Source organism: Pseudomonas sp. S3(2024) (assembly GCF_036861315.1).
Lineage (GTDB): Bacteria > Pseudomonadota > Gammaproteobacteria > Pseudomonadales > Pseudomonadaceae > Aquipseudomonas > Aquipseudomonas putida_A.
Genome location: NZ_JAZAQQ010000003.1, coordinates 413,743 through 431,982 on the forward strand (window position 1 = coordinate 413,743; position 18,240 = coordinate 431,982).

Consider the following 18,240-nt stretch of genomic DNA (forward strand, 5'->3'; position numbering starts at 1 on the left):
TTGCCTGCAAGAGTGTGGGCAGTCTGGGCTTACTCAGCCTTCAGGGTTTTCACACCTTCGCTGGTGCCCAGCAACAGCAGATCCGCCGGACGCGCCGCGAACAGGCCATTGGTGACCACGCCGACGATCGCGTTGATCTGCGCTTCCAGCTCCACCGGGTTGGTGATCTGCAGGTTGTACACGTCGAGGATGATGTTGCCGTTGTCGGTCAGCACGCCTTCGCGGTACACCGGATCGCCGCCCAGTTTCACCAGTTGGCGGGCGACGTGGCTGCGGGCCATCGGGATCACTTCGACCGGCAGCGGGAATTCGCCCAGCACCGGCACCAGTTTGCTGGCGTCGGCGATGCAGATGAAGGTCTTGGCCACGGCCGCGACGATCTTCTCGCGGGTCAGGGCCGCGCCGCCGCCCTTGATCAGGTTCAGGTGCGCGTCGCTCTCGTCGGCGCCGTCGACGTAGAACTCCAGGTCGCTGACGGTGTTCAGCTCATACACCGGAATCCCGTGGCCCTTGAGGCGCGCCGCAGTGGCTTCGGAGCTGGCAACCGCGCCATCGAATGCGCCCTTGTGCTGGGCCAGTGCATCGATGAAGCAGTTGGCGGTGGAGCCGGTGCCGACCCCGACGATGCTCTTGTCGTCGAGTTTCGGAAGGATGAAGTCGACGGCGGCCTGAGCCACTGCCTGTTTGAGTTGATCCTGGGTCATGCGGGCTCCGGAAGCGGGCAAGGTGAGTTCGGAAAGGCCGGCATTATAGCCGCAAGCCGGGCTAAAACCTCCTGATTCGTGTGGTCGCACGGGCAAAAGCCGGGTTAGACTCGTCGGTCCCGCCCAATCGCCAGTGATGCTTTCCGATGCTCGAACAGTACGTCAAAAAGATCCTCACCTCGCGCGTTTATGACGTTGCCGTAGAAACCCCGCTGCAGAACGCTCGCCAGCTCTCCGAGCGGCTGGGCAATGACATTTGGCTCAAGCGCGAAGACTTGCAGCCGGTGTTCTCGTTCAAGATTCGCGGCGCGTACAACAAGTTGACCCAACTGACCGACGAAGAGCGCGCCCGTGGCGTGGTCACCGCGTCGGCGGGCAACCATGCGCAGGGTCTGGCGCTGGCGGCGAAAGTGCTGGGCGTGAAAGCGACCATCGTGATGCCCAAGACCACCCCGGAGATCAAGGTCGAAGGCGTGCGTTCGCGCGGCGGCAAAGTCGTGCTGCACGGCGATTCCTTCCCGGAAGCACTGGCCTACTCGCTGAAACTGGTCGATGAAAAGGGCTACGTCTACATCCACCCGTACGACGATCCGCACACCATTGCCGGGCAGGGCACCGTGGCGATGGAAATTCTGCGCCAGCACCCGCAACCGCTGGACGCGATTTTCGTGCCGGTCGGCGGCGGCGGTCTGATTGCCGGCATCGCGGCGTACGTGAAATACCTGCGTCCGGACATCAAGGTCATCGGCGTCGAGCCGGACGACTCCAACTGCCTGCAAGCGGCCATGGCCGCCGGCGAGCGCGTGGTGCTGCCGACCGTGGGCATCTTCGCCGACGGCGTGGCCGTGGCGCAGATCGGCCAGCACACCTTCGACATCTGCAAGGATTACGTCGACGAAGTGATCACCGTCAGCACCGACGAGATCTGCGCGGCCATCAAGGATATTTACGACGATACCCGCTCGATCACCGAACCTGCCGGCGCCTTGGGCGTGGCCGGGATCAAGAAGTACGTCGAGTTGCGCGGCGTCAGTGGCCAGACCTTCGTCGCCATCGACTCCGGGGCCAACGTCAACTTCGATCGCCTGCGCCACGTCGCCGAGCGCGCCGAGCTGGGCGAGGGTCGCGAAGCGATCATCGCCGTGACCATCCCGGAGCAGGCCGGCAGCTTCAAGGCGTTTTGCGAAGCGATCGGCAAGCGCCAGATCACCGAATTCAACTACCGCTACAACACCGGCAGCGAAGCGCACATCTTCGTCGGCGTACAGACTCACCCGGAAAACGACCCACGCAGCGCACTGCTGGCGAGCCTGACCGAGCAGGGCTTCCCGGTACTCGACCTGACCGACAACGAACTGGCCAAGTTGCACATCCGCCACATGGTCGGCGGCCACGCGGCGCACGTGATCGACGAAGTGGTGTTCCGCTTCGAATTCCCGGAGCGTCCGGGCGCGCTGTTCAACTTTCTCAACAAGCTCGGCGGGCGCTGGAACATCTCGATGTTCCACTATCGCAATCATGGCGCGGCAGACGGCCGGGTGGTCGCCGGCCTGCAAGTACCGCATGACGAACGTCATCTGGTGCCGGCGGCACTTGAAGAAATCGGCTACCCGTACTGGGATGAAAGCGAGAACCCGGCCTATCAGCTGTTTCTTGGCTGAGCGGCTACGCTGATGGGCAGGCCCTGAGGAAATCGAACAATGGAAACGTTAACTGCCCTGAAAACCGCGCACATGGTCGCCACTGTAGTGTTGCTGGCCGGTGCGCTCGGGTTGGGAGTCTGGGTTTTTCTGGCAAAACGCAAAGGTGATGCAACGGCGGGCAGCCGCACCTTGCAACGGCCACGGGTGTTCATCTGGCTGTTGATGGGCCTGGCGTTGTTGAGCATGCCGTTCACCGGCTGGGGCATGGTGCATCTGGTCGGCTGGCCGCTGGGGCAGACCTGGCTGCTGGCCTCCAGCGTGCTGTACACCGTGGCGGCGCTGGCGTGGTTCTGGTTGCTGGTGCGGTTGAATCGCTTGCGCAAGGCGCCGGGCGGCGTTGGCAGGTTCACTTTTGCCTTGGCGTTGTTCAGCTTTGTCTGCTTTATCGCGATTGCCGGGTTGATGGGCGCCAAGCCTGTTTAAGGCTTGAGACCGCGTCGACCTCATCGCGAGCAGGCTCACTCCTACAGTTGCCCGAGTTCCAAATTTGGAATGCGCTCCACTGTAGGAGTGAGCCTGCTCGCGATAGCGATATCAGTCGCGCAACGAAATCACCGGCCAGCCCCGCTTCTCGGCCTCGGCGCGCAGATTCGGATCCGGATCCACCGCCACCGGGTTCGCCACCTGCTCCAGCAGCGGCAAATCATTCATCGAATCGCTGTAGAAATAGCTGTCATCCAGCGAATACCCGGTTTCGTCGAGCCAGCGATTCAGGCGCGTCACCTTGCCCTCACGGAAGCACGGAATATCAGTACTGCGCCCGGTGTAGCGGCCATCGACCATCTCGCACTCGGTGGCGATCAGGGTTTCGACGCCCAGGCGCACGGCAATCGGGGCGGTGACGAAGCGGTTGGTGGCGGTGATGATCACCAGTTTGTCGCCGGCGTCGCGGTGCTGTTTCAGCAGTTCCAGCGCCTTGGGCAGCACGATCGGCTCGATGCAGTCGCGCATGTAGTCGTTGTGCCACTGTTCAAGCACGGCCATTTCGGTGCGGCCGAGGATTTCCAGGCAGAAGTTCAGGTACGCGGCGTTATCCAGCTGGCCGGCCAGGTAATCCTGATAGAACTCGTCGTTGCGCTGCTTGTACGCCACCGGATCGAGGAAGCCGCGTTCGCACAGATAGTCGCCCCAAGCGTGATCGCTGTCGCCGCCCAGAAGGGTGTTGTCCAAATCGAATAGAGCCAGGCGCATTGCAGTTACCCGCTGAAAAGTCAGTAAAAAGGCGACAAGAATACGGTCTTTTCACAAGAGTGCACATAAGGTAGGAACCTTCGTTGCCGCCTTATCAAGCTTTGTGGAACAATGCGGCGACATGCGTTTGCGAGGTTGTTGCCGTGATCGACCCCGATGGTTTCCGCCCCAATGTCGGGATCATTCTGACGAATGACGCCGGCCAGGTGCTATGGGCTCGCCGTATCAATCAAGATGCCTGGCAGTTTCCACAAGGGGGAATCAACCCCGAGGAGACGCCGGAGGACGCCTTGTACCGCGAGCTGAACGAAGAAGTTGGCCTGGAACGTGAAGATGTTGAAATACTGGCCTGTACTCGTGGCTGGTTGCGCTATCGTTTGCCGCAACGTCTGGTGCGTACCCACAGCCAACCGCTGTGCATCGGCCAGAAGCAGAAATGGTTTCTCCTGCGCCTGATCTCCAACGAGCAGCGGGTGCGGATGGATTTGACCGGTAAACCGGAGTTCGATGGCTGGCGCTGGGTCAGTTATTGGTATCCGTTGGGCCAGGTGGTGACATTCAAGCGCGAGGTGTATCGACGCGCCCTCAAAGAGCTTGCCCCGCGCCTTTTAGCGCGCGACTGACGACGGAGTTCGACCCCGAGCCATGCTCAATACGCTGCGCAAGATCGTCCAGGAAGTTAACTCCGCCAAGGATCTCAAGGCGGCGTTGGGGATTATTGTGTTGCGCGTCAAAGAGGCCATGGGCAGCCAGGTCTGCTCGGTCTACCTGCTTGATCCCGAGACCAACCGCTTCGTCCTGATGGCCACCGAGGGCTTGAACAAGCGCTCGATCGGCAAGGTCAGCATGGCACCCAACGAAGGTCTGGTGGGTCTGGTCGGCACGCGTGAAGAACCCCTGAACCTCGAAAACGCCGCGGATCACCCGCGCTACCGCTACTTCGCCGAAACCGGCGAGGAGCGCTACGCCTCCTTCCTCGGGGCGCCGATCATTCACCACCGCCGCGTCGTCGGCGTATTGGTCATCCAGCAGAAAGAACGCCGCCAGTTCGATGAAGGTGAAGAAGCCTTCCTCGTGACCATGAGCGCGCAGCTCGCCGGCGTAATCGCCCACGCCGAGGCCACCGGGTCGATCCGTGGCCTGGGCCGTCAGGGCAAGGGCATTCAGGAAGCCAAGTTCGTCGGCGTACCGGGTTCGCCGGGTGCGGCGGTCGGTACTGCGGTGGTCATGCTGCCGCCGGCGGATCTGGACGTGGTGCCAGATAAAACCATCACCGACATCGACGCCGAGCTGGCGCTGTTCAAGACCGCCATCGAAGGCGTGCGCGCCGACATGCGCGCGTTGTCCGCCAAGCTCGCGACCCAGCTGCGCCCGGAAGAGCGTGCGCTGTTCGACGTCTACCTGATGATGCTTGACGATGCTTCGCTGGGCAGCGAAATCACCACCGTGATCAAGACCGGCCAGTGGGCTCAGGGCGCACTGCGTCAGGTGGTCACTGAGCACGTCAACCGTTTCGAACTGATGGACGACGCCTACCTGCGCGAGCGTGCGTCGGACGTCAAAGACCTCGGCCGCCGCCTGCTGGCCTACCTGCAGGAAGAGCGTCAGCAGAACCTGGTCTACCCGGAAAAAACCATTCTGGTCAGCGAAGAGCTGACGCCGGCGATGCTCGGCGAGGTGCCGGAAGGCACGCTGGTCGGTCTGGTGTCGGTCCTCGGTTCGGGTAACTCCCACGTCGCGATCCTGGCCCGGGCCATGGGCATTCCGACGGTGATGGGTCTGGTCGACCTGCCGTACGCCAAGGTCGATGGCATCGAGGTGATCGTCGATGGCACCCGCGGCGAGGTCTACACCAACCCCAGCGATGTGCTGCGCAAGCAGTTCGCCGAGGTGGTCGAAGAAGAGAAACAACTGGCGCTGGGCCTCGACACCCTGCGTGACCTGCCGTGCGTGACCCTCGATGGCCATCGCATGCCGTTGTGGGTCAATACCGGCCTGCTGGCGGACGTGGCGCGGGCGCAGAAGCGCGGCGCCGAAGGTGTCGGTCTGTACCGCACCGAAGTGCCGTTCATGATCAACCAGCGTTTCCCGAGCGAAAAGGAACAACTGGCGATCTACCGCGAGCAACTCGCCGCGTTCCACCCGCAACCGGTAACCATGCGCAGCCTGGACATCGGCGGTGACAAGTCGCTGTCGTACTTCCCGATCAAGGAAGACAACCCGTTCCTCGGCTGGCGCGGGATTCGCGTGACCCTCGACCACCCGGAAATCTTCCTGGTGCAGACCCGCGCGATGCTCAAGGCCAGCGAAGGCCTGAACAACCTGCGGATCCTGCTGCCGATGATCTCCGGCACCCACGAACTCGAAGAAGCCCTGCACTTGATCCACCGGGCCTGGGGCGAAGTGCGTGACGAAGGCACCGACGTGCCGATGCCGCCAATCGGGGTGATGATTGAAATTCCGGCTGCGGTGTACCAGACCAAGGAACTGGCGCGGCAGGTGGACTTCCTGTCGGTCGGCTCCAACGACCTGACCCAGTACCTGCTGGCGGTGGATCGCAACAACCCGCGAGTGGCCGACCTCTACGACTACCTGCACCCGGCGGTGCTGCAAGCCCTGCAAACCGTGGTCCGCGACGCGCATGCCGAAGGCAAACCGGTGAGCATCTGCGGCGAAATGGCCGGTGACCCGGCAGCGGCGGTGCTGTTGATGGCGATGGGCTTCGACAGCTTGTCGATGAACGCCACCAACTTGCCGAAAGTGAAGTGGATGCTGCGCCAGATCAACCTGAGCAAGGCCAAGGATCTGCTGGCGGAGCTGATGAAGATCGATAACCCGCAAGTGATCCACAGCTCGCTGCAACTGGCGCTGAAGAATCTCGGGCTGTCGAAGATGAATCCGCCGGCGGTCAACAAGGCCCTCTGAAAGGCTGATGGACCCTTCGCGAGCAAGCCCGCTCCCACAGGGATTTGTGTCGATCACAGAACCAATGTGGGAGCGGGCTTGCTCGCGAAGGCGTCAGTCCCGCTACCGCTAAACCTGAACTTCCACCTCACCCAAATGCCCGCCATACGGCCCGAAACTGCGCTCGACCATTCGCCGCGTGCCGTCCGCCTGCACAATCAACGCCGTACTCGCCCGCGTCCCGTAACTTTGACTGGCAATAAACACACTCGACAGTAACGATTCAGTCGCCAGCCCGACCCCGGTGTCCGGCAATTCATTAAACGGCGCGGTCTGCGCATCGCTCAGTAACCCCAGCAGTCGCGCAGGCTGCGGATCATCCAGCACCGCACTCAATGAAGCCTTGGCCTTGAGCAATTTCGGCCACGGCGTATCCAGCCCGGCATTCGACAGCCCGTAAACCCCGTGTTCGAGCATCACCGGTTCAGACGTCCGCGCATTGAAGTGCCACAGCTCGTGGGCATTGCCCAGCAGCAGGTTGAACCCGGCGTACTCCGGCGCGCGACCGGCCACATCTCGCAAATAATCATCAATCGAAGCATCACCCGTGAGAAACCGCGCCACCAGCTCTCCCCGCGACTTGCGCGCCGGCGGCTGGTGCGGATCGCGGATATTGGTCAGCGCGGCGAAGCGCCCGTTGGCGCCGATCCCCAACCAGGTGCCGCCAGCCTCAAGATCGCGCCCGGCATGCACTTGCGGCGCGTCGGCCCATGGCGCCAGCGGCAGGCTCGGGCGGGCGTAGAACTCGTCACGGTTGGCCGCGACGATCAGCGGCTGGGCATGGCCCGGGCGCCAAGCGAAAACGATCAGGCACATAAGGTGGTCCTTGTGTGTTTTCTGCTCACTCTACGCAGTCGGCGTCCGTGCATCCATCGCAAGTGGAGCCAAAGGGCATGCATCCGTTACCATGCCGCTCCGGTTTTGGGGATGCGTCTGGGAGACGGTCATGGAATTTCTGCTCTATCTGGCGTTGGGCGCCTGTGCGGGCGTGCTGGCCGGGCTGTTCGGGGTGGGCGGCGGGATCATTATTGTCCCGGTGCTGGTATTCAGTTTTACCTTGCAGGGATTCGATCAGTCGATCCTCACGCACCTGGCTGTTGGCACTTCCCTGGCTACGATCATCTTCACCTCGGTCAATGCCGTGCGTGAACATCATCGACGTGGTGCGGTGCGCTGGCCGATCTTCATGTGGATGACCGTCGGCATTCTGCTAGGCGCCGGTTTTGGTGCGCTGACGGCGGAGGCGATTTCCGGGCCGAACCTGCAGAAGATCATCGGCGTGTTCGCCTTGGTCATTGCTGTGCAACTGGCGCTGGAGGTCAAACCCAAGGCCAGTCGAACGGTGCCGGGCAAACTCGGTCTGACCGTGGCCGGCAGTGTAATCGGCTGGGCCTCGGCGATTTTCGGAATCGGCGGCGGCTCGCTGACCGTGCCGTTCCTGACCTGGCGCAGCGTGCCGATGCAGCAGGCGGTGGCAACGTCGTCGGCCTGTGGCTTGCCGATTGCTGTGGCGAGTGCGTTAAGTTTCATGATTCTGGGCTGGCATGATCCGCTGTTGCCGCCGCATAGTCTCGGTTTTGTCTATTTGCCGGCGCTGCTGGGCATTGCCCTGACCAGCATGGTGTTCGCCCGTCTCGGCGCGCGCCTGGCACACAGATTGTCGCCGCGCTTGCTGAAACGGCTGTTCGCCGCTTTGCTGTTCTGCGTGGGCCTGAATTTCCTGCTCTGATCCGCTGGGTCAGAACGGGCCGCAATCCTGGCTTAATCCTGAGGTGGCAGCGTCGCCCGGGAATTTTGGTTTCAACTCTAACGAGGAGTCGCAATGCTGCCTTACCCGCAGATCGACCCGGTGGCCCTGGCCATCGGTCCGCTGAAAATCCACTGGTACGGCCTGATGTACCTCGTCGGCATCGGCGGCGCATGGCTGCTGGCGTCGAGCCGGCTCAACCGTTTCGACCCGACCTGGACCAAAGAGAAGCTCTCCGATCTGGTGTTCTGGCTGTCGATGGGGGTGATTGTCGGTGGACGTCTGGGTTACGTGCTGTTCTATGATCTGAGCGCCTACATCGCCAACCCGACGCTGATTTTCGAAGTGTGGAAAGGCGGCATGTCGTTCCATGGCGGATTCATCGGGGTGATGCTCGCCGCGCTGTGGTTCGGCAAGCGTAACGGCAAGACCTTCTTCCAACTGATGGACTTTGTTGCGCCGATGGTGCCGATCGGTCTGGGTGCCGGGCGTATCGGCAACTTCATCAACGCCGAGCTGTGGGGCAAGCCGACCGACGTGCCATGGGCGATGATCTTCCCGCCGTTCAGCGATCCGGCGCAGTTGCCGCGTCACCCGTCGCAGCTGTATCAGTTCGCGCTCGAAGGCGTGGCGCTGTTCCTGATCCTGTGGTTGTTCTCGCGTAAACCGCGTCCGACCATGGCCGTATCCGGCATGTTCGCGCTTTTTTACGGAATTTTCCGTTTTATTGTCGAGTTCGTCCGCGTACCGGACGCGCAACTGGGCTACCTGGCCTGGAACTGGCTGACCATGGGTCAAGTTCTGTGCGTACCGATGATCGTCGGCGGGCTGTTCCTGATCTGGCTGGCCTATCGTCGTGCGCCGGCAGCGCCGCTCGCGCCGACCGCTTAAACTACGAACCCCGGCGCGCGACGCCGGGGCTCAAAGGACACAGGTAACTCATGAAGCAATATCTCGAACTGGTCTCGCACGTCATTCAGAACGGCACCAAACAGGCCAACCGCACCGGCATCAACACCATCAGCTTCCCGGGTGCGATGCTGCGTTTCGATCTGCAGGAAGGCTTTCCGGCGATCACCACCCGCAAGATGGCCTTCAAGTCGGCCATCGGCGAGATGTGCGGTTTTCTGCGTGGCGTGAACAGCGCTGCTGAATTCCGCGCGCTGGGTTGCAAGGTCTGGGACCAGAACGCTAACGAAAATGCGCAATGGCTGGCCAACCCGTTCCGTCAGGGCGAGGACGACCTCGGCGAAATCTACGGCGTGCAATGGCGCAAATGGCCGGCGTACAAGCAGATCCCGCTGAGCAACACCGCCGCCATCGAACAGACCCTGAGCAACGGCTACAAGCAGATCGCTCAAGGCGAAGAAGACGGCCAGGCCTATGTGGTGCTGTACAAAGCCATCGACCAGGTGCGCCAGTGCGTCGACACGATCATCAAGGACCCGGGCAGCCGCCGTATCCTGTTCCATGGCTGGAATTGCGCCCAGCTCGATGAAATGGCCCTGCCGCCATGCCATCTGCTGTACCAGTTCCACCCGAACGTCGAGACCAAAGAGATCTCCCTGACCCTGTACATCCGCTCCAACGACCTGGGCCTGGGCACGCCGTTCAACCTCACCGAGGGCGCCGCCCTGCTAAGCCTGATCGGGCGCCTGACCGGCTACACGCCGCGCTGGTTCACCTATTTCATCGGTGATGCGCACGTCTACGAGAACCACCTGGACATGCTCAACGAACAGCTCAAACGCGAGCCATTCGCCATGCCGAAACTGAAAATCTCCGACCGCGTGCCGGAGTTTGCCAAGACCGGTGTGTACGAGCCGGAGTGGCTGGAGCTGGTAGAACCGAGCGATTTCTCGCTGGAAGGCTATGAGCACCACGCGCCGATGACCGCGCCGATGGCGGTCTAAAAGCTTCACGTAATACCCTGTGGGAGCGGGCTTGCTCGCGAAAGCGGTGTATCAGTTAACGATGATGTCGACTGCCACTCCGCCTTCGCGAGCAAGCCCGCTCCCACATTGGGTTCTGTGTAAGGCTCAGTGGCCGTGGCTACGGCCTACGTGGGAGTGTTCGACTTCCGTCGCCACAACCCCGCCACTCACCTCCAGCCGCTGCAAGATCCCGCACTGATCCGCCCCCGGCCCTTCGCCACAGCGTTGGCGCAGGTCGAGCAGTTGTGTCTGCAACGCCAGCAACCCGTCAATCCGCGCTTTCACATGCTGGATGTGCTCGTCGATCAGCGTATTGACGCTTTCACACTGATCCTGCGGGCTGTCGCGCATGGCCAGCAGGCTGCGGATTTCTTCGAGGGTCATGTCGAGGGTGCGGCAGTTGCGGATGAAGGTCAGGCGTTCGGCGTGGGCCTGGGTGTAAACGCGGTAGTTGCCATCGCTGCGCGCCGGTTCCGGCAGCAGGTTTTCGCGCTCGTAATAGCGGATGGTTTCCACGGCGCAGTCGGTGAGTTTCGCCAGTTCTCCGATCTTCATGACGGCAATCTCCAAAAGGGTGCTTGACCCTATAGTGGCTACAGGGTCTTTACTTGGCAACAGGCACCTTCATGGACGCGACCAATGAGCGATTCCCAGCACACCCACAAGCCCGGCGACGGGCACGATCATAGCCACAGCCATAAATTGCAGCCTGTGCATAAGCACGAACATGGCGGCGATTCCTGCTGCGGGTCGAAAGCCGCAGCACCGGCACCGGTTCATTCGCACGAAGATTCTTGCTGCTCGTCGACAGTCGCCGCGCCTGCGTTGGTGCAACTGAGTGAAAAGACCAGCGCTGACGCCCGCCTGAGCAGTTTCCGCATCGAAGCGATGGACTGCCCGACCGAGCAGACGCTGATCCAGAACAAACTCTGCAAGCTGGCCGGTGTGCAGCAACTGGAATTCAACCTGATCAACCGCGTGCTCGGCGTGACCCACAATCTGCGCGACACCGCGCCGATCACCGAGGCGATCACCTCGCTGGGCATGCACGCCGAGCCGCTGGAGGCGGGCGTCGAAGCCCCGGCCCCGGCGCTGGTAAAAAAACACTGGTGGCCCCTGGCGCTGTCCGGCGTCGGTGCGCTCGCCGCCGAGGTGATCCACTTCACCAACGCTGCACCGACCTGGGTGGTGGCGATCATTGCGCTGGTGTCGATCCTCAGCGGCGGCCTGACCACCTATAAAAAGGGCTGGATCGCCCTGAAGAACCGCAACCTCAACATCAACGCGCTGATGAGCATCGCGGTGACCGGCGCAATCCTCATCGGTCAGTGGCCGGAAGCGGCGATGGTGATGTTCCTGTTCACCGTGGCCGAGCTGATCGAGGCGCGCTCGCTGGATCGTGCGCGCAATGCCATCAGCGGCCTGATGCAGATGACCCCGGAACAGGCCACGGTGCAGCAAGCCGACGGCAACTGGATCGAACAAGAGGTTAAAAGCGTCGAACTCGGCGCCCGCGTGCGGGTAAAACCCGGCGAGCGCATTGCGCTGGACGGCGAGGTCGTCAGCGGCAGTTCGACCATCGATCAGGCGCCGATCACCGGTGAAAGCCTGCCGGTGGAGAAAACCATCGGCGACAAAGTCTTCGCCGGCACCATCAACCAGGCCGGTTCGCTGGAATACTCGGTGACTGCGGCGGCGAACAACTCGACCCTGGCGCGGATCATCCACGCCGTCGAGCAGGCTCAGGGTGCGCGGGCGCCGACGCAGCGCTTCGTCGATCAGTTCTCGAAAATCTATACCCCGGTGGTGTTCGTGCTGGCGCTGGCGGTGGCGATCATTCCGCCGCTGTTCATGGGCGCGGCGTGGTTCGACTGGATCTACCGCGCGCTGGTGCTGCTGGTGGTGGCCTGCCCGTGCGCACTGGTGATCTCTACCCCGGTGACCATCGTCAGCGGCCTCGCGGCAGCGGCGCGCAAAGGCATTCTGGTCAAGGGCGGCGTGTATCTGGAGGGCGGTTTCAAGCTCGATTATCTGGCGCTGGACAAGACCGGCACCATCACCCACGGCAAACCGGTGCAGACCGATTACCTGTCGCTCGACCCGACCGCCGACGCCAGCGCTCCGGCAATCGCCGCCGCACTGGCCGGGCGCTCAGATCACCCGGTGTCGCTGGCCATCGCCAATGCGGCTGTGGATAAAAAACTCGCCGTGCTGACTGTGGATAACTTCGAAGCGCTGGCCGGTCGTGGCGTGAAGGGACAGGTCAACGGCCAGACCTATCACCTGGGCAATCATCGTCTGGTCGAGGAGCTAGGCCTATGCTCGCCGCAACTCGAAGAGAAGCTGTTTGCGCTGGAGAAACAGGGCAAATCCGTGGTGTTGCTGCTCGACAGTTCCGGCCCGCTGGCGCTGTTCGCCGTGGCCGACACGGTCAAGGAATCCAGCCGCGAAGCGATCCGTCAATTGCACGCGTTGGGCGTGAAAACCCTGATGCTCACCGGTGACAACGTGCACACCGCGCAGGCCATCGCGGCGCAGGTCGGCATCGATCAAGCCAAAGGCGACTTGCTGCCGACTGACAAGCTGCAAGCTATCGAAGAGCTTTATGCGCAGGGGCATAGGGTCGGCATGGTCGGCGACGGTATCAACGACGCTCCTGCACTGGCCCGCGCCGAGATCGGTTTCGCCATGGCGGCCGCTGGCACCGACACCGCGATTGAAACCGCCGATGTCGCCCTGATGGACGACGATCTGCGCAAGATTCCCGCGTTCATCAGCCTGTCGCGCGATACCGCGAGCATCTTGAAACAGAACATCGCCTTGGCCCTGGTGATCAAGGCTATCTTTCTTGGGGTAACCTTCGCCGGACTCGCCACCATGTGGATGGCGGTGTTCGCCGACATGGGCGTGAGCCTGCTGGTGGTGTTCAACGGTTTGCGCCTGCTGCGTAAATAAACGATGAGGGATGGTTGTGCTGAGTGCCGAGCTGAAAGCGTTTTATATGGTCGCCCGCCTGGGCAGCATTACGCTGGCGGCGAAAAAGCTCGGCCTCAGCCAACCCACCGTGACCACGCAGATTCGTAATCTGGAAAGTCAGTACTCGGTGGAGCTGTTCTACCGTGGCGGCCGACGCTTGAGTGTCAGCGACGAAGGCGCGCGGCTGCTGCCGATGGTCAAGGCGCTGTTGCAGCAGGAGGCCGACATCGAGTTCTTCCTGCGCAACAGCGGTCAGGTGCAGGGCACGTTGCGCATCGCTGCCACTGCGCCGTATTACATCCTCGATCTGGTGAAGACCTTCCGCGAGCGTCTGCCGCAGGTGGAAGTATCGGTGGAGATCGGCAACTCGCAGCAGGTGCTCGAAGCGCTGGAGGATTACCGGGTGGATGTCGCGGCGTCGTCGCAGTTGCTAGAGGATGCGCGGTTGATTCGCCGGGTATTGGGCAGCGATCCACTGGTGCTGGCGGTGCATCGCAATCATCCGCTGGCGGCGCAGGAACATGTGGTGTTGAGTGCGCTGGCCGGGCATACCTTGCTGATGCGCGAATCCGGCTCGACCACCCGCCGTTTGACCGAGGAGTTGCTGGAAAGCGCCGGGGTCAGTTTCGGGCCGCTGCTGGAAATTGGCAGCCGCGAATCGATCCGTGAGGCGGTGCTGCGCAATATCGGCATCAGCATCATTGCTCGTCAGGAAGTGCCGCACGATCCGCAATTGCGGGTGCTGACCATCGAGAATGCGCCGCAGATTCCCGAGTACCTTTACTGCTTGAAAGAAAGGAAGGGCGCGCGGTTGCCGGCGGCCTTCCTCGGCTTGGCCCAAGAGATGTCTCCGGCCTGATTTCTTCAGTGCACATATGGGCCTCTTCGCGAGCAAGCCCGCTCCCACATTGGATGTGTGTTGTGAACACGGTCCCCCTGTGGGAGCGGGCTTGCTCGCGAAGGCGTCAGTCCAGGCAACCCATGACTTGAAACCTGAACCAAAATCCCCGAATACCACTATCGGCCGTTTTTGCCCTACTGCCACATGACGGACGCATTACAACTCTAGGATTGGCCCCATCAGCTTGATGAGGTCTGTCCATGAATCCTGCAATCGCAACTGCCCTGACCAACCCCGGTGCGCCGATGAAAGTGCGCGGCGTGCAGAAGCGCTTCGGCGCGTTCACCGCACTGGATAACGTCTCCCTCGATGTCGCGGCCGGTGAGCTGGTGTGCCTGCTCGGCCCGTCGGGTTGCGGCAAGACCACGCTGCTGCGCTGCATCGCCGGGCTGGAGAAGCAGGACAGCGGCGAGTTGTACCTCGGCGATCGCGATGTCTCGCACCTTGCGCCGCAGGCCCGGGATTACGGCATTCTGTTCCAGTCCTACGCGCTGTTCCCCAATCTGACCGTCGAAGCGAACATTGCCTACGGCCTCGCCGGCAGTGGTCGCGACGAAGTACGCCGTCGCGTCGGGCAGATGCTGGAACTGGTCGGCCTCACCGGCAGTGAGAAAAAGTACCCGGGCCAGTTGTCCGGCGGCCAGCAACAGCGGGTTGCCCTGGCTCGTGCCCTGGCCCCGGCGCCGTCGCTGCTGTTGCTCGATGAACCGATGTCGGCGCTGGACGCACGAGTGCGCGAGCATCTGTGCACGGAGCTGCGCCAACTGCAGCGCAACCTCGGCATCACCACCCTGATGGTCACCCACAATCAGGACGAAGCCATGCTGATGGCCGACCGCATCGCCGTGATGAACAACGGCCGGGTCGAGCAGTACGCCACCCCGCAGGAAATCTACAACCGCCCGGCCACGCCGTTTGTCGCCGAGTTTGTCGGGCAGGGCAACTGGCTGCCGTTCCAGCGCAGCAGCGCCAGTCACGCCCGGGTTGGCGGGATGGATGTGCGTCTGGCCGATGGTAGCGTCAGCGGCGCCTCGGGCCGACTGTTCTGCCGTCCGGAAGCAATCAGCGTCAATCCGTTGGTGCACGAAGAAAACCTGTTCCCGGCCAAGGTGCGCGAGATCACTTTCCTCGGCAACCGCTGCCGCATGAGCTTCGAACTCGACCAATTGCCGGGCCACGCGCTGCTCGCCGAACTGGCGCCGGAAGCCATGCCACGCCTTGGCGCCCAGCAGATCATGGTCGCCTTGCCGCCGCGCAGCCTGCAGGTGTTTGCCTGATGAGCGCGAACATCGCACTGCCGCTACCGCACAAGCAGGCGCGGCGAGTGTCCGGGGCCGAGGTCGGTGACCGGATCTTCGTCCTCGGCGGCAAACTCCTGCTGCTATTGCTACTCGGTGTCGCTGTGCTGCTGCCGTTGCTGGCGATCTTCTGGCGCGGCTTCAGCAGCGAGGCCGGGCAGGGCGGTGGCTGGCTCGCCGCCAAGGAGCTGGTGAGCAGCACGAATTTCCACTGGCTGCTCGGCAACAGCCTGAAGGTTTCCCTCAGCGTCGCGGCCATCGTCGTACCGCTGGCCTACCTGTTTGCCTACGCCCTGCAACGCACACTGATTCCGGCCAAGGGCATCTGGCGCGGGATTTCCCTGCTGCCATTGATGGCGCCGTCGATGCTGCCGGGTATCGCATTGGTCTATCTGTTCGGCAATCAGGGCATGCTGCGTGGACTGCTCTCGGACAACATCTACGGGTTCTGGGGGATCGTGCTGGGTGAGGTGATCTACACCTTTCCGCATGCGCTGATGATTCTGCTGTCGGCGCTGTCGCTGGCAGATGCGCGGCTGTTCGATGCGGCGTCGAGCATGGGCGCCAGTCCGGCGAAAGCCTTTCGCAGCATCACCTGGCCGGCGACCCGGCAGGCAGTGTTCGCCGCGTTCTGCTTGGTGTTCACCCTGACCATCACCGATTTCGGTGTGCCGGTGGTGGTCGGTGGCGACTATCAAGTGCTGGCGCTGGAAGCCTACAAAGCCGTGGTCGGCCAGCAACAATTCGGACGCGGGGCGTTGATCGGCATGGTGCTGTTGCTGCCGGCGCTGTTCAGCTTCGGCGTCGATGCCTGGTTGCGGCGGCGTCACGGTGATTCCATGAGTGGCCGTGCGCAAGTGTTCAAACCGGCGCCGTCGAAATTACGTGATGGCTGCTATCTGGCGATTGTTTTGTTGATCAGCGCGGCGCTGCTGTTGGTGTTCGGCATGGCAGTGTTTTCGTCGCTGGTGAAGTTCTGGCCGTACAACCTGTCGCTGTCGCTCAATCACTACCAGTTCAACGAGACTGCCGGCGGTGGCTGGCTGGCCTACGGCAACAGCTTGAAGATGGCGCTGGGCACGGCGCTGATCGGCAGCGTGCTGATCTTCACTGGCGCTTACCTGATGGAGAAAACCCGCAGCCAACGCGGCCTCAACCTGACGTTGCGCATGCTCAGTTTCGTGCCGATGGCAGTGCCGGGGCTGGTGCTCGGTCTGGGTTACGTCTTCTTCTTCAACCTCAGCGGCAACCCGCTGCACGTGCTGTACGGCACGATGGCCCTGCTGATCGTCTGCACCATTGCGCACTATTTGACCACCGCGCAAATGACCGCGACCACCGCGCTGCGCCAGCTCGACGCCGAGTTCGAAGCCGCCGCGCTGTCGCTCAAGGCGCGGCTGTACCGCCATTACCTGCGCGTCACCGTGCCGATCTGCCTGCCGGCGTTGCTGGACATCGTGCGCTACCTGTTCGTCTCGGCGATGACCACGGTGTCGGCGGCGATCTTCCTCTACAGCCCCGACACCATCCTCGCGGCGGTCGCGGTGCTGAACATGGATGACGCCGGCAACGTCGGCGGCGCGGCGGCGATGTCGACCCTGATTCTGTTCACCTCGGCGGGCGTGTCCTTGCTGCTGGCGTGGGCTTCGCGCGGCTTGCTGCGCCGTTCCCAGGCCTGGCGGCAAACCGCGCCCGGTCACTGATTGACGACTTATCCCTACAGCCTCAACTCACCGACAGGAAAACGATCATGTTCAAGCCTATGGCCCTGGCCGCTGCTGTGCTCGCTACTTTCAGCCTGAATGCCTTCGCGGCAAAAACCGAGTTGACGGTGTACACCGCCCTCGAAGCCGAGCAACTGACCGCTTACAAAGCCGCGTTCGAAAAGGCCAACCCGGACGTCGAGATCAAGTGGGTGCGTGATTCCACCGGGATCATCACTGCCAAACTGCTGGCCGAAAAGGCCCGTCCGCAGGCTGACGCGGTGTGGGGCCTGGCCGCTTCGAGCCTGGCGATCCTCGATCAGCAGGGCATGCTGCAAAGCTACGCACCGAAGGATCTGGGCAAGATCGGCGCGAACTACCGCGATGCTGCCAACCCGCCAGCCTGGGTCGGCATGGACGTGTGGGCCGCGACTATTTGCTTCAACACCGTGGAAGCCGAGAAGCAGGGCTTGAGCAAACCGGTGAGCTGGCAGGATCTGACCAAGCCTGAGTACAAGGGCAAGATCGTCATGCCTAACCCGGCGTCGTCCGGTACCGGTTTCCTCGACGTCAGCGCATGGCTGCAAACCTTCGGTGAGAAACAGGGCTGGGCCTACATGGACGGTCTGCACCAGAACATCGGCCAGTACGTTCACTCCGGTTCCAAGCCTTGCAAACTGGCCGCTGCGGGCGAATTTCCGATCGGCATTTCCTTCGAATACCCGGCGGTACAGCTGAAACGCCAAGGCGCGCCGCTGGACATCATCCTGCCGAAGGAAGGCTTGGGCTGGGAAATCGAAGCGACCGCCGTGATCAAAGGCACCCCGCATGAAGACGCGGCGAAAAAACTCGCGGACTTCTCCGCCAGCGCCGAGGCGATGGATCTGTACAAGGAGAACTTTGCAGTTCTTGCGCAGCCGGGTATCGCCAAGCCACAGACCGAACTGCCGGCCGACTACGAGCAGCGCCTGATCAAGAACGACTTTGCCTGGGCCTCGAAGAATCGCGACGAGATCCTGACCGAATGGCGCAAGCGGTATGACGGCAAGTCCGAGAAAGTTGTCGCCAAGTAAGATCTTTATCGACTGACAGGGCCTCTTCGCGAGCAAGCCCGCTCCC

At 62.3% G+C, this 18,240-nt stretch carries 16 protein-coding genes; 12 read left to right on the forward strand and 4 right to left on the reverse strand.

The genetic code is table 11. The annotated features are described in order from the left end of the window. Positions 1-29: 29 nt before the first annotated feature. Positions 30-704 carry a ribose-5-phosphate isomerase RpiA gene (rpiA, locus tag VLA07_RS11080; RefSeq protein WP_095137581.1) on the reverse strand — a complete coding sequence of 225 codons (675 nt, stop codon included), beginning with the start codon at positions 702-704 and terminating at the stop codon, positions 30-32. A gap of 146 nt (positions 705-850) precedes the next feature. Here rpiA and ilvA point away from each other — a divergent pair, with 146 nt between their 5' ends. Continuing rightward, complete coding sequence (ilvA, locus tag VLA07_RS11085; protein WP_027610533.1) at positions 851-2,365, forward strand: threonine ammonia-lyase, biosynthetic; 1,515 nt, start codon at positions 851-853, stop codon at positions 2,363-2,365. 39 nt (positions 2,366-2,404) lie between these two features. After that, positions 2,405-2,830, forward strand: a complete 426-nt coding sequence (locus VLA07_RS11090; RefSeq protein ID WP_121182505.1) for a DUF2269 domain-containing protein — start codon at positions 2,405-2,407, stop codon at positions 2,828-2,830. Between the two features lie 111 nt (positions 2,831-2,941). On the opposite strand, the gene VLA07_RS11095 is transcribed toward VLA07_RS11090, so the two are convergent. Next, a complete protein-coding gene (locus VLA07_RS11095) occupies positions 2,942-3,598 on the reverse strand; it encodes an HAD family hydrolase (RefSeq protein WP_247267263.1) in 657 nt (218 codons plus the stop codon). Between the two features lie 143 nt (positions 3,599-3,741). Between VLA07_RS11095 and VLA07_RS11100 the strand changes: the two genes are divergently transcribed. Next, on the forward strand, positions 3,742-4,221 hold the full coding sequence (locus VLA07_RS11100; protein ID WP_003229203.1) for an RNA pyrophosphohydrolase: 480 nt from the start codon (positions 3,742-3,744) through the stop codon (positions 4,219-4,221). A gap of 22 nt (positions 4,222-4,243) precedes the next feature. Further along, entirely contained in the window at positions 4,244-6,523 is a 2,280-nt protein-coding gene (ptsP, locus tag VLA07_RS11105; protein WP_047596633.1) for a phosphoenolpyruvate--protein phosphotransferase, read from the forward strand. A 108-nt stretch (positions 6,524-6,631) separates the two neighbouring features. Here the strand turns inward: ptsP and VLA07_RS11110 are convergent, their stop codons facing one another. After that, on the reverse strand, positions 6,632-7,378 hold the full coding sequence (locus VLA07_RS11110) for an NRDE family protein (RefSeq protein ID WP_333989236.1): 747 nt from the start codon (positions 7,376-7,378) through the stop codon (positions 6,632-6,634). Between the two features lie 130 nt (positions 7,379-7,508). Between VLA07_RS11110 and VLA07_RS11115 the strand changes: the two genes are divergently transcribed. From VLA07_RS11115 to VLA07_RS11125, 3 genes are all read left to right on the forward strand, one after another. Then, positions 7,509-8,291, forward strand: coding sequence for a sulfite exporter TauE/SafE family protein (locus VLA07_RS11115; RefSeq protein ID WP_027610537.1), 783 nt, complete (start codon positions 7,509-7,511; stop codon positions 8,289-8,291). A 93-nt stretch (positions 8,292-8,384) separates the two neighbouring features. Then, positions 8,385-9,200, forward strand: coding sequence for a prolipoprotein diacylglyceryl transferase (gene lgt / locus VLA07_RS11120; RefSeq protein ID WP_007965581.1), 816 nt, complete (start codon positions 8,385-8,387; stop codon positions 9,198-9,200). 50 nt (positions 9,201-9,250) lie between these two features. After that, positions 9,251-10,222 (forward strand): thymidylate synthase, encoded by a 972-nt coding sequence (locus tag VLA07_RS11125; protein WP_333989237.1) that lies wholly within the window; start codon positions 9,251-9,253, stop codon positions 10,220-10,222. Positions 10,223-10,348: 126 nt separating this feature from the next. Here VLA07_RS11125 and cadR read toward each other — a convergent pair whose 3' ends face one another. Then, positions 10,349-10,798 carry a Cd(II)/Pb(II)-responsive transcriptional regulator gene (gene cadR, locus VLA07_RS11135; RefSeq protein WP_008088440.1) on the reverse strand — a complete coding sequence of 150 codons (450 nt, stop codon included), beginning with the start codon at positions 10,796-10,798 and terminating at the stop codon, positions 10,349-10,351. An 84-nt stretch (positions 10,799-10,882) separates the two neighbouring features. On the opposite strand from cadR, the gene VLA07_RS11140 reads away from it, so the two are divergent. The 5 genes from VLA07_RS11140 to VLA07_RS11160 all read left to right on the forward strand — a co-directional run bounded on the left by VLA07_RS11140 (position 10,883) and on the right by VLA07_RS11160 (position 18,194). Continuing rightward, a complete protein-coding gene (locus VLA07_RS11140) occupies positions 10,883-13,198 on the forward strand; it encodes a heavy metal translocating P-type ATPase (protein WP_333989238.1) in 2,316 nt (771 codons plus the stop codon). Positions 13,199-13,214: 16 nt separating this feature from the next. After that, complete coding sequence (locus VLA07_RS11145) at positions 13,215-14,078, forward strand: LysR family transcriptional regulator (RefSeq protein WP_115986079.1); 864 nt, start codon at positions 13,215-13,217, stop codon at positions 14,076-14,078. 242 nt (positions 14,079-14,320) lie between these two features. Then, entirely contained in the window at positions 14,321-15,397 is a 1,077-nt protein-coding gene (locus VLA07_RS11150; RefSeq protein ID WP_003229183.1) for a putative 2-aminoethylphosphonate ABC transporter ATP-binding protein, read from the forward strand. Beyond that, on the forward strand, positions 15,397-17,121 hold the full coding sequence (locus VLA07_RS11155) for a putative 2-aminoethylphosphonate ABC transporter permease subunit (protein WP_333989239.1): 1,725 nt from the start codon (positions 15,397-15,399) through the stop codon (positions 17,119-17,121). The genes VLA07_RS11150 and VLA07_RS11155 overlap by 1 nt, the downstream gene beginning before the upstream one ends. Positions 17,122-17,168: 47 nt before the next feature. Next, positions 17,169-18,194, forward strand: coding sequence for a putative 2-aminoethylphosphonate ABC transporter substrate-binding protein (locus tag VLA07_RS11160; RefSeq protein WP_003229178.1), 1,026 nt, complete (start codon positions 17,169-17,171; stop codon positions 18,192-18,194). Positions 18,195-18,240: the final 46 nt, after the last annotated feature.

What these genes read in the sequence shown, in the direction of transcription:
- VLA07_RS11095 (WP_247267263.1), bottom strand. Translation starts at nt 3,598, where the DNA reads ATGCGCCTGGCTCTATTCGATTTGGACAACACCCTTCTGGGCGGCGAC.
- VLA07_RS11110 (WP_333989236.1), bottom strand. Translation starts at nt 7,378, where the DNA reads ATGTGCCTGATCGTTTTCGCTTGGCGCCCGGGCCATGCCCAGCCGCTG.
- ilvA (WP_027610533.1), top strand. Translation starts at nt 851, where the DNA reads ATGCTCGAACAGTACGTCAAAAAGATCCTCACCTCGCGCGTTTATGAC.
- rpiA (WP_095137581.1), bottom strand. Translation starts at nt 704, where the DNA reads ATGACCCAGGATCAACTCAAACAGGCAGTGGCTCAGGCCGCCGTCGAC.
- VLA07_RS11090 (WP_121182505.1), top strand. Translation starts at nt 2,405, where the DNA reads ATGGAAACGTTAACTGCCCTGAAAACCGCGCACATGGTCGCCACTGTA.
- lgt (WP_007965581.1), top strand. Translation starts at nt 8,385, where the DNA reads ATGCTGCCTTACCCGCAGATCGACCCGGTGGCCCTGGCCATCGGTCCG.
- cadR (WP_008088440.1), bottom strand. Translation starts at nt 10,798, where the DNA reads ATGAAGATCGGAGAACTGGCGAAACTCACCGACTGCGCCGTGGAAACC.
- VLA07_RS11160 (WP_003229178.1), top strand. Translation starts at nt 17,169, where the DNA reads ATGTTCAAGCCTATGGCCCTGGCCGCTGCTGTGCTCGCTACTTTCAGC.
- VLA07_RS11115 (WP_027610537.1), top strand. Translation starts at nt 7,509, where the DNA reads ATGGAATTTCTGCTCTATCTGGCGTTGGGCGCCTGTGCGGGCGTGCTG.
- VLA07_RS11140 (WP_333989238.1), top strand. Translation starts at nt 10,883, where the DNA reads ATGAGCGATTCCCAGCACACCCACAAGCCCGGCGACGGGCACGATCAT.
- ptsP (WP_047596633.1), top strand. Translation starts at nt 4,244, where the DNA reads ATGCTCAATACGCTGCGCAAGATCGTCCAGGAAGTTAACTCCGCCAAG.
- VLA07_RS11150 (WP_003229183.1), top strand. Translation starts at nt 14,321, where the DNA reads ATGAATCCTGCAATCGCAACTGCCCTGACCAACCCCGGTGCGCCGATG.
- VLA07_RS11125 (WP_333989237.1), top strand. Translation starts at nt 9,251, where the DNA reads ATGAAGCAATATCTCGAACTGGTCTCGCACGTCATTCAGAACGGCACC.
- VLA07_RS11155 (WP_333989239.1), top strand. Translation starts at nt 15,397, where the DNA reads ATGAGCGCGAACATCGCACTGCCGCTACCGCACAAGCAGGCGCGGCGA.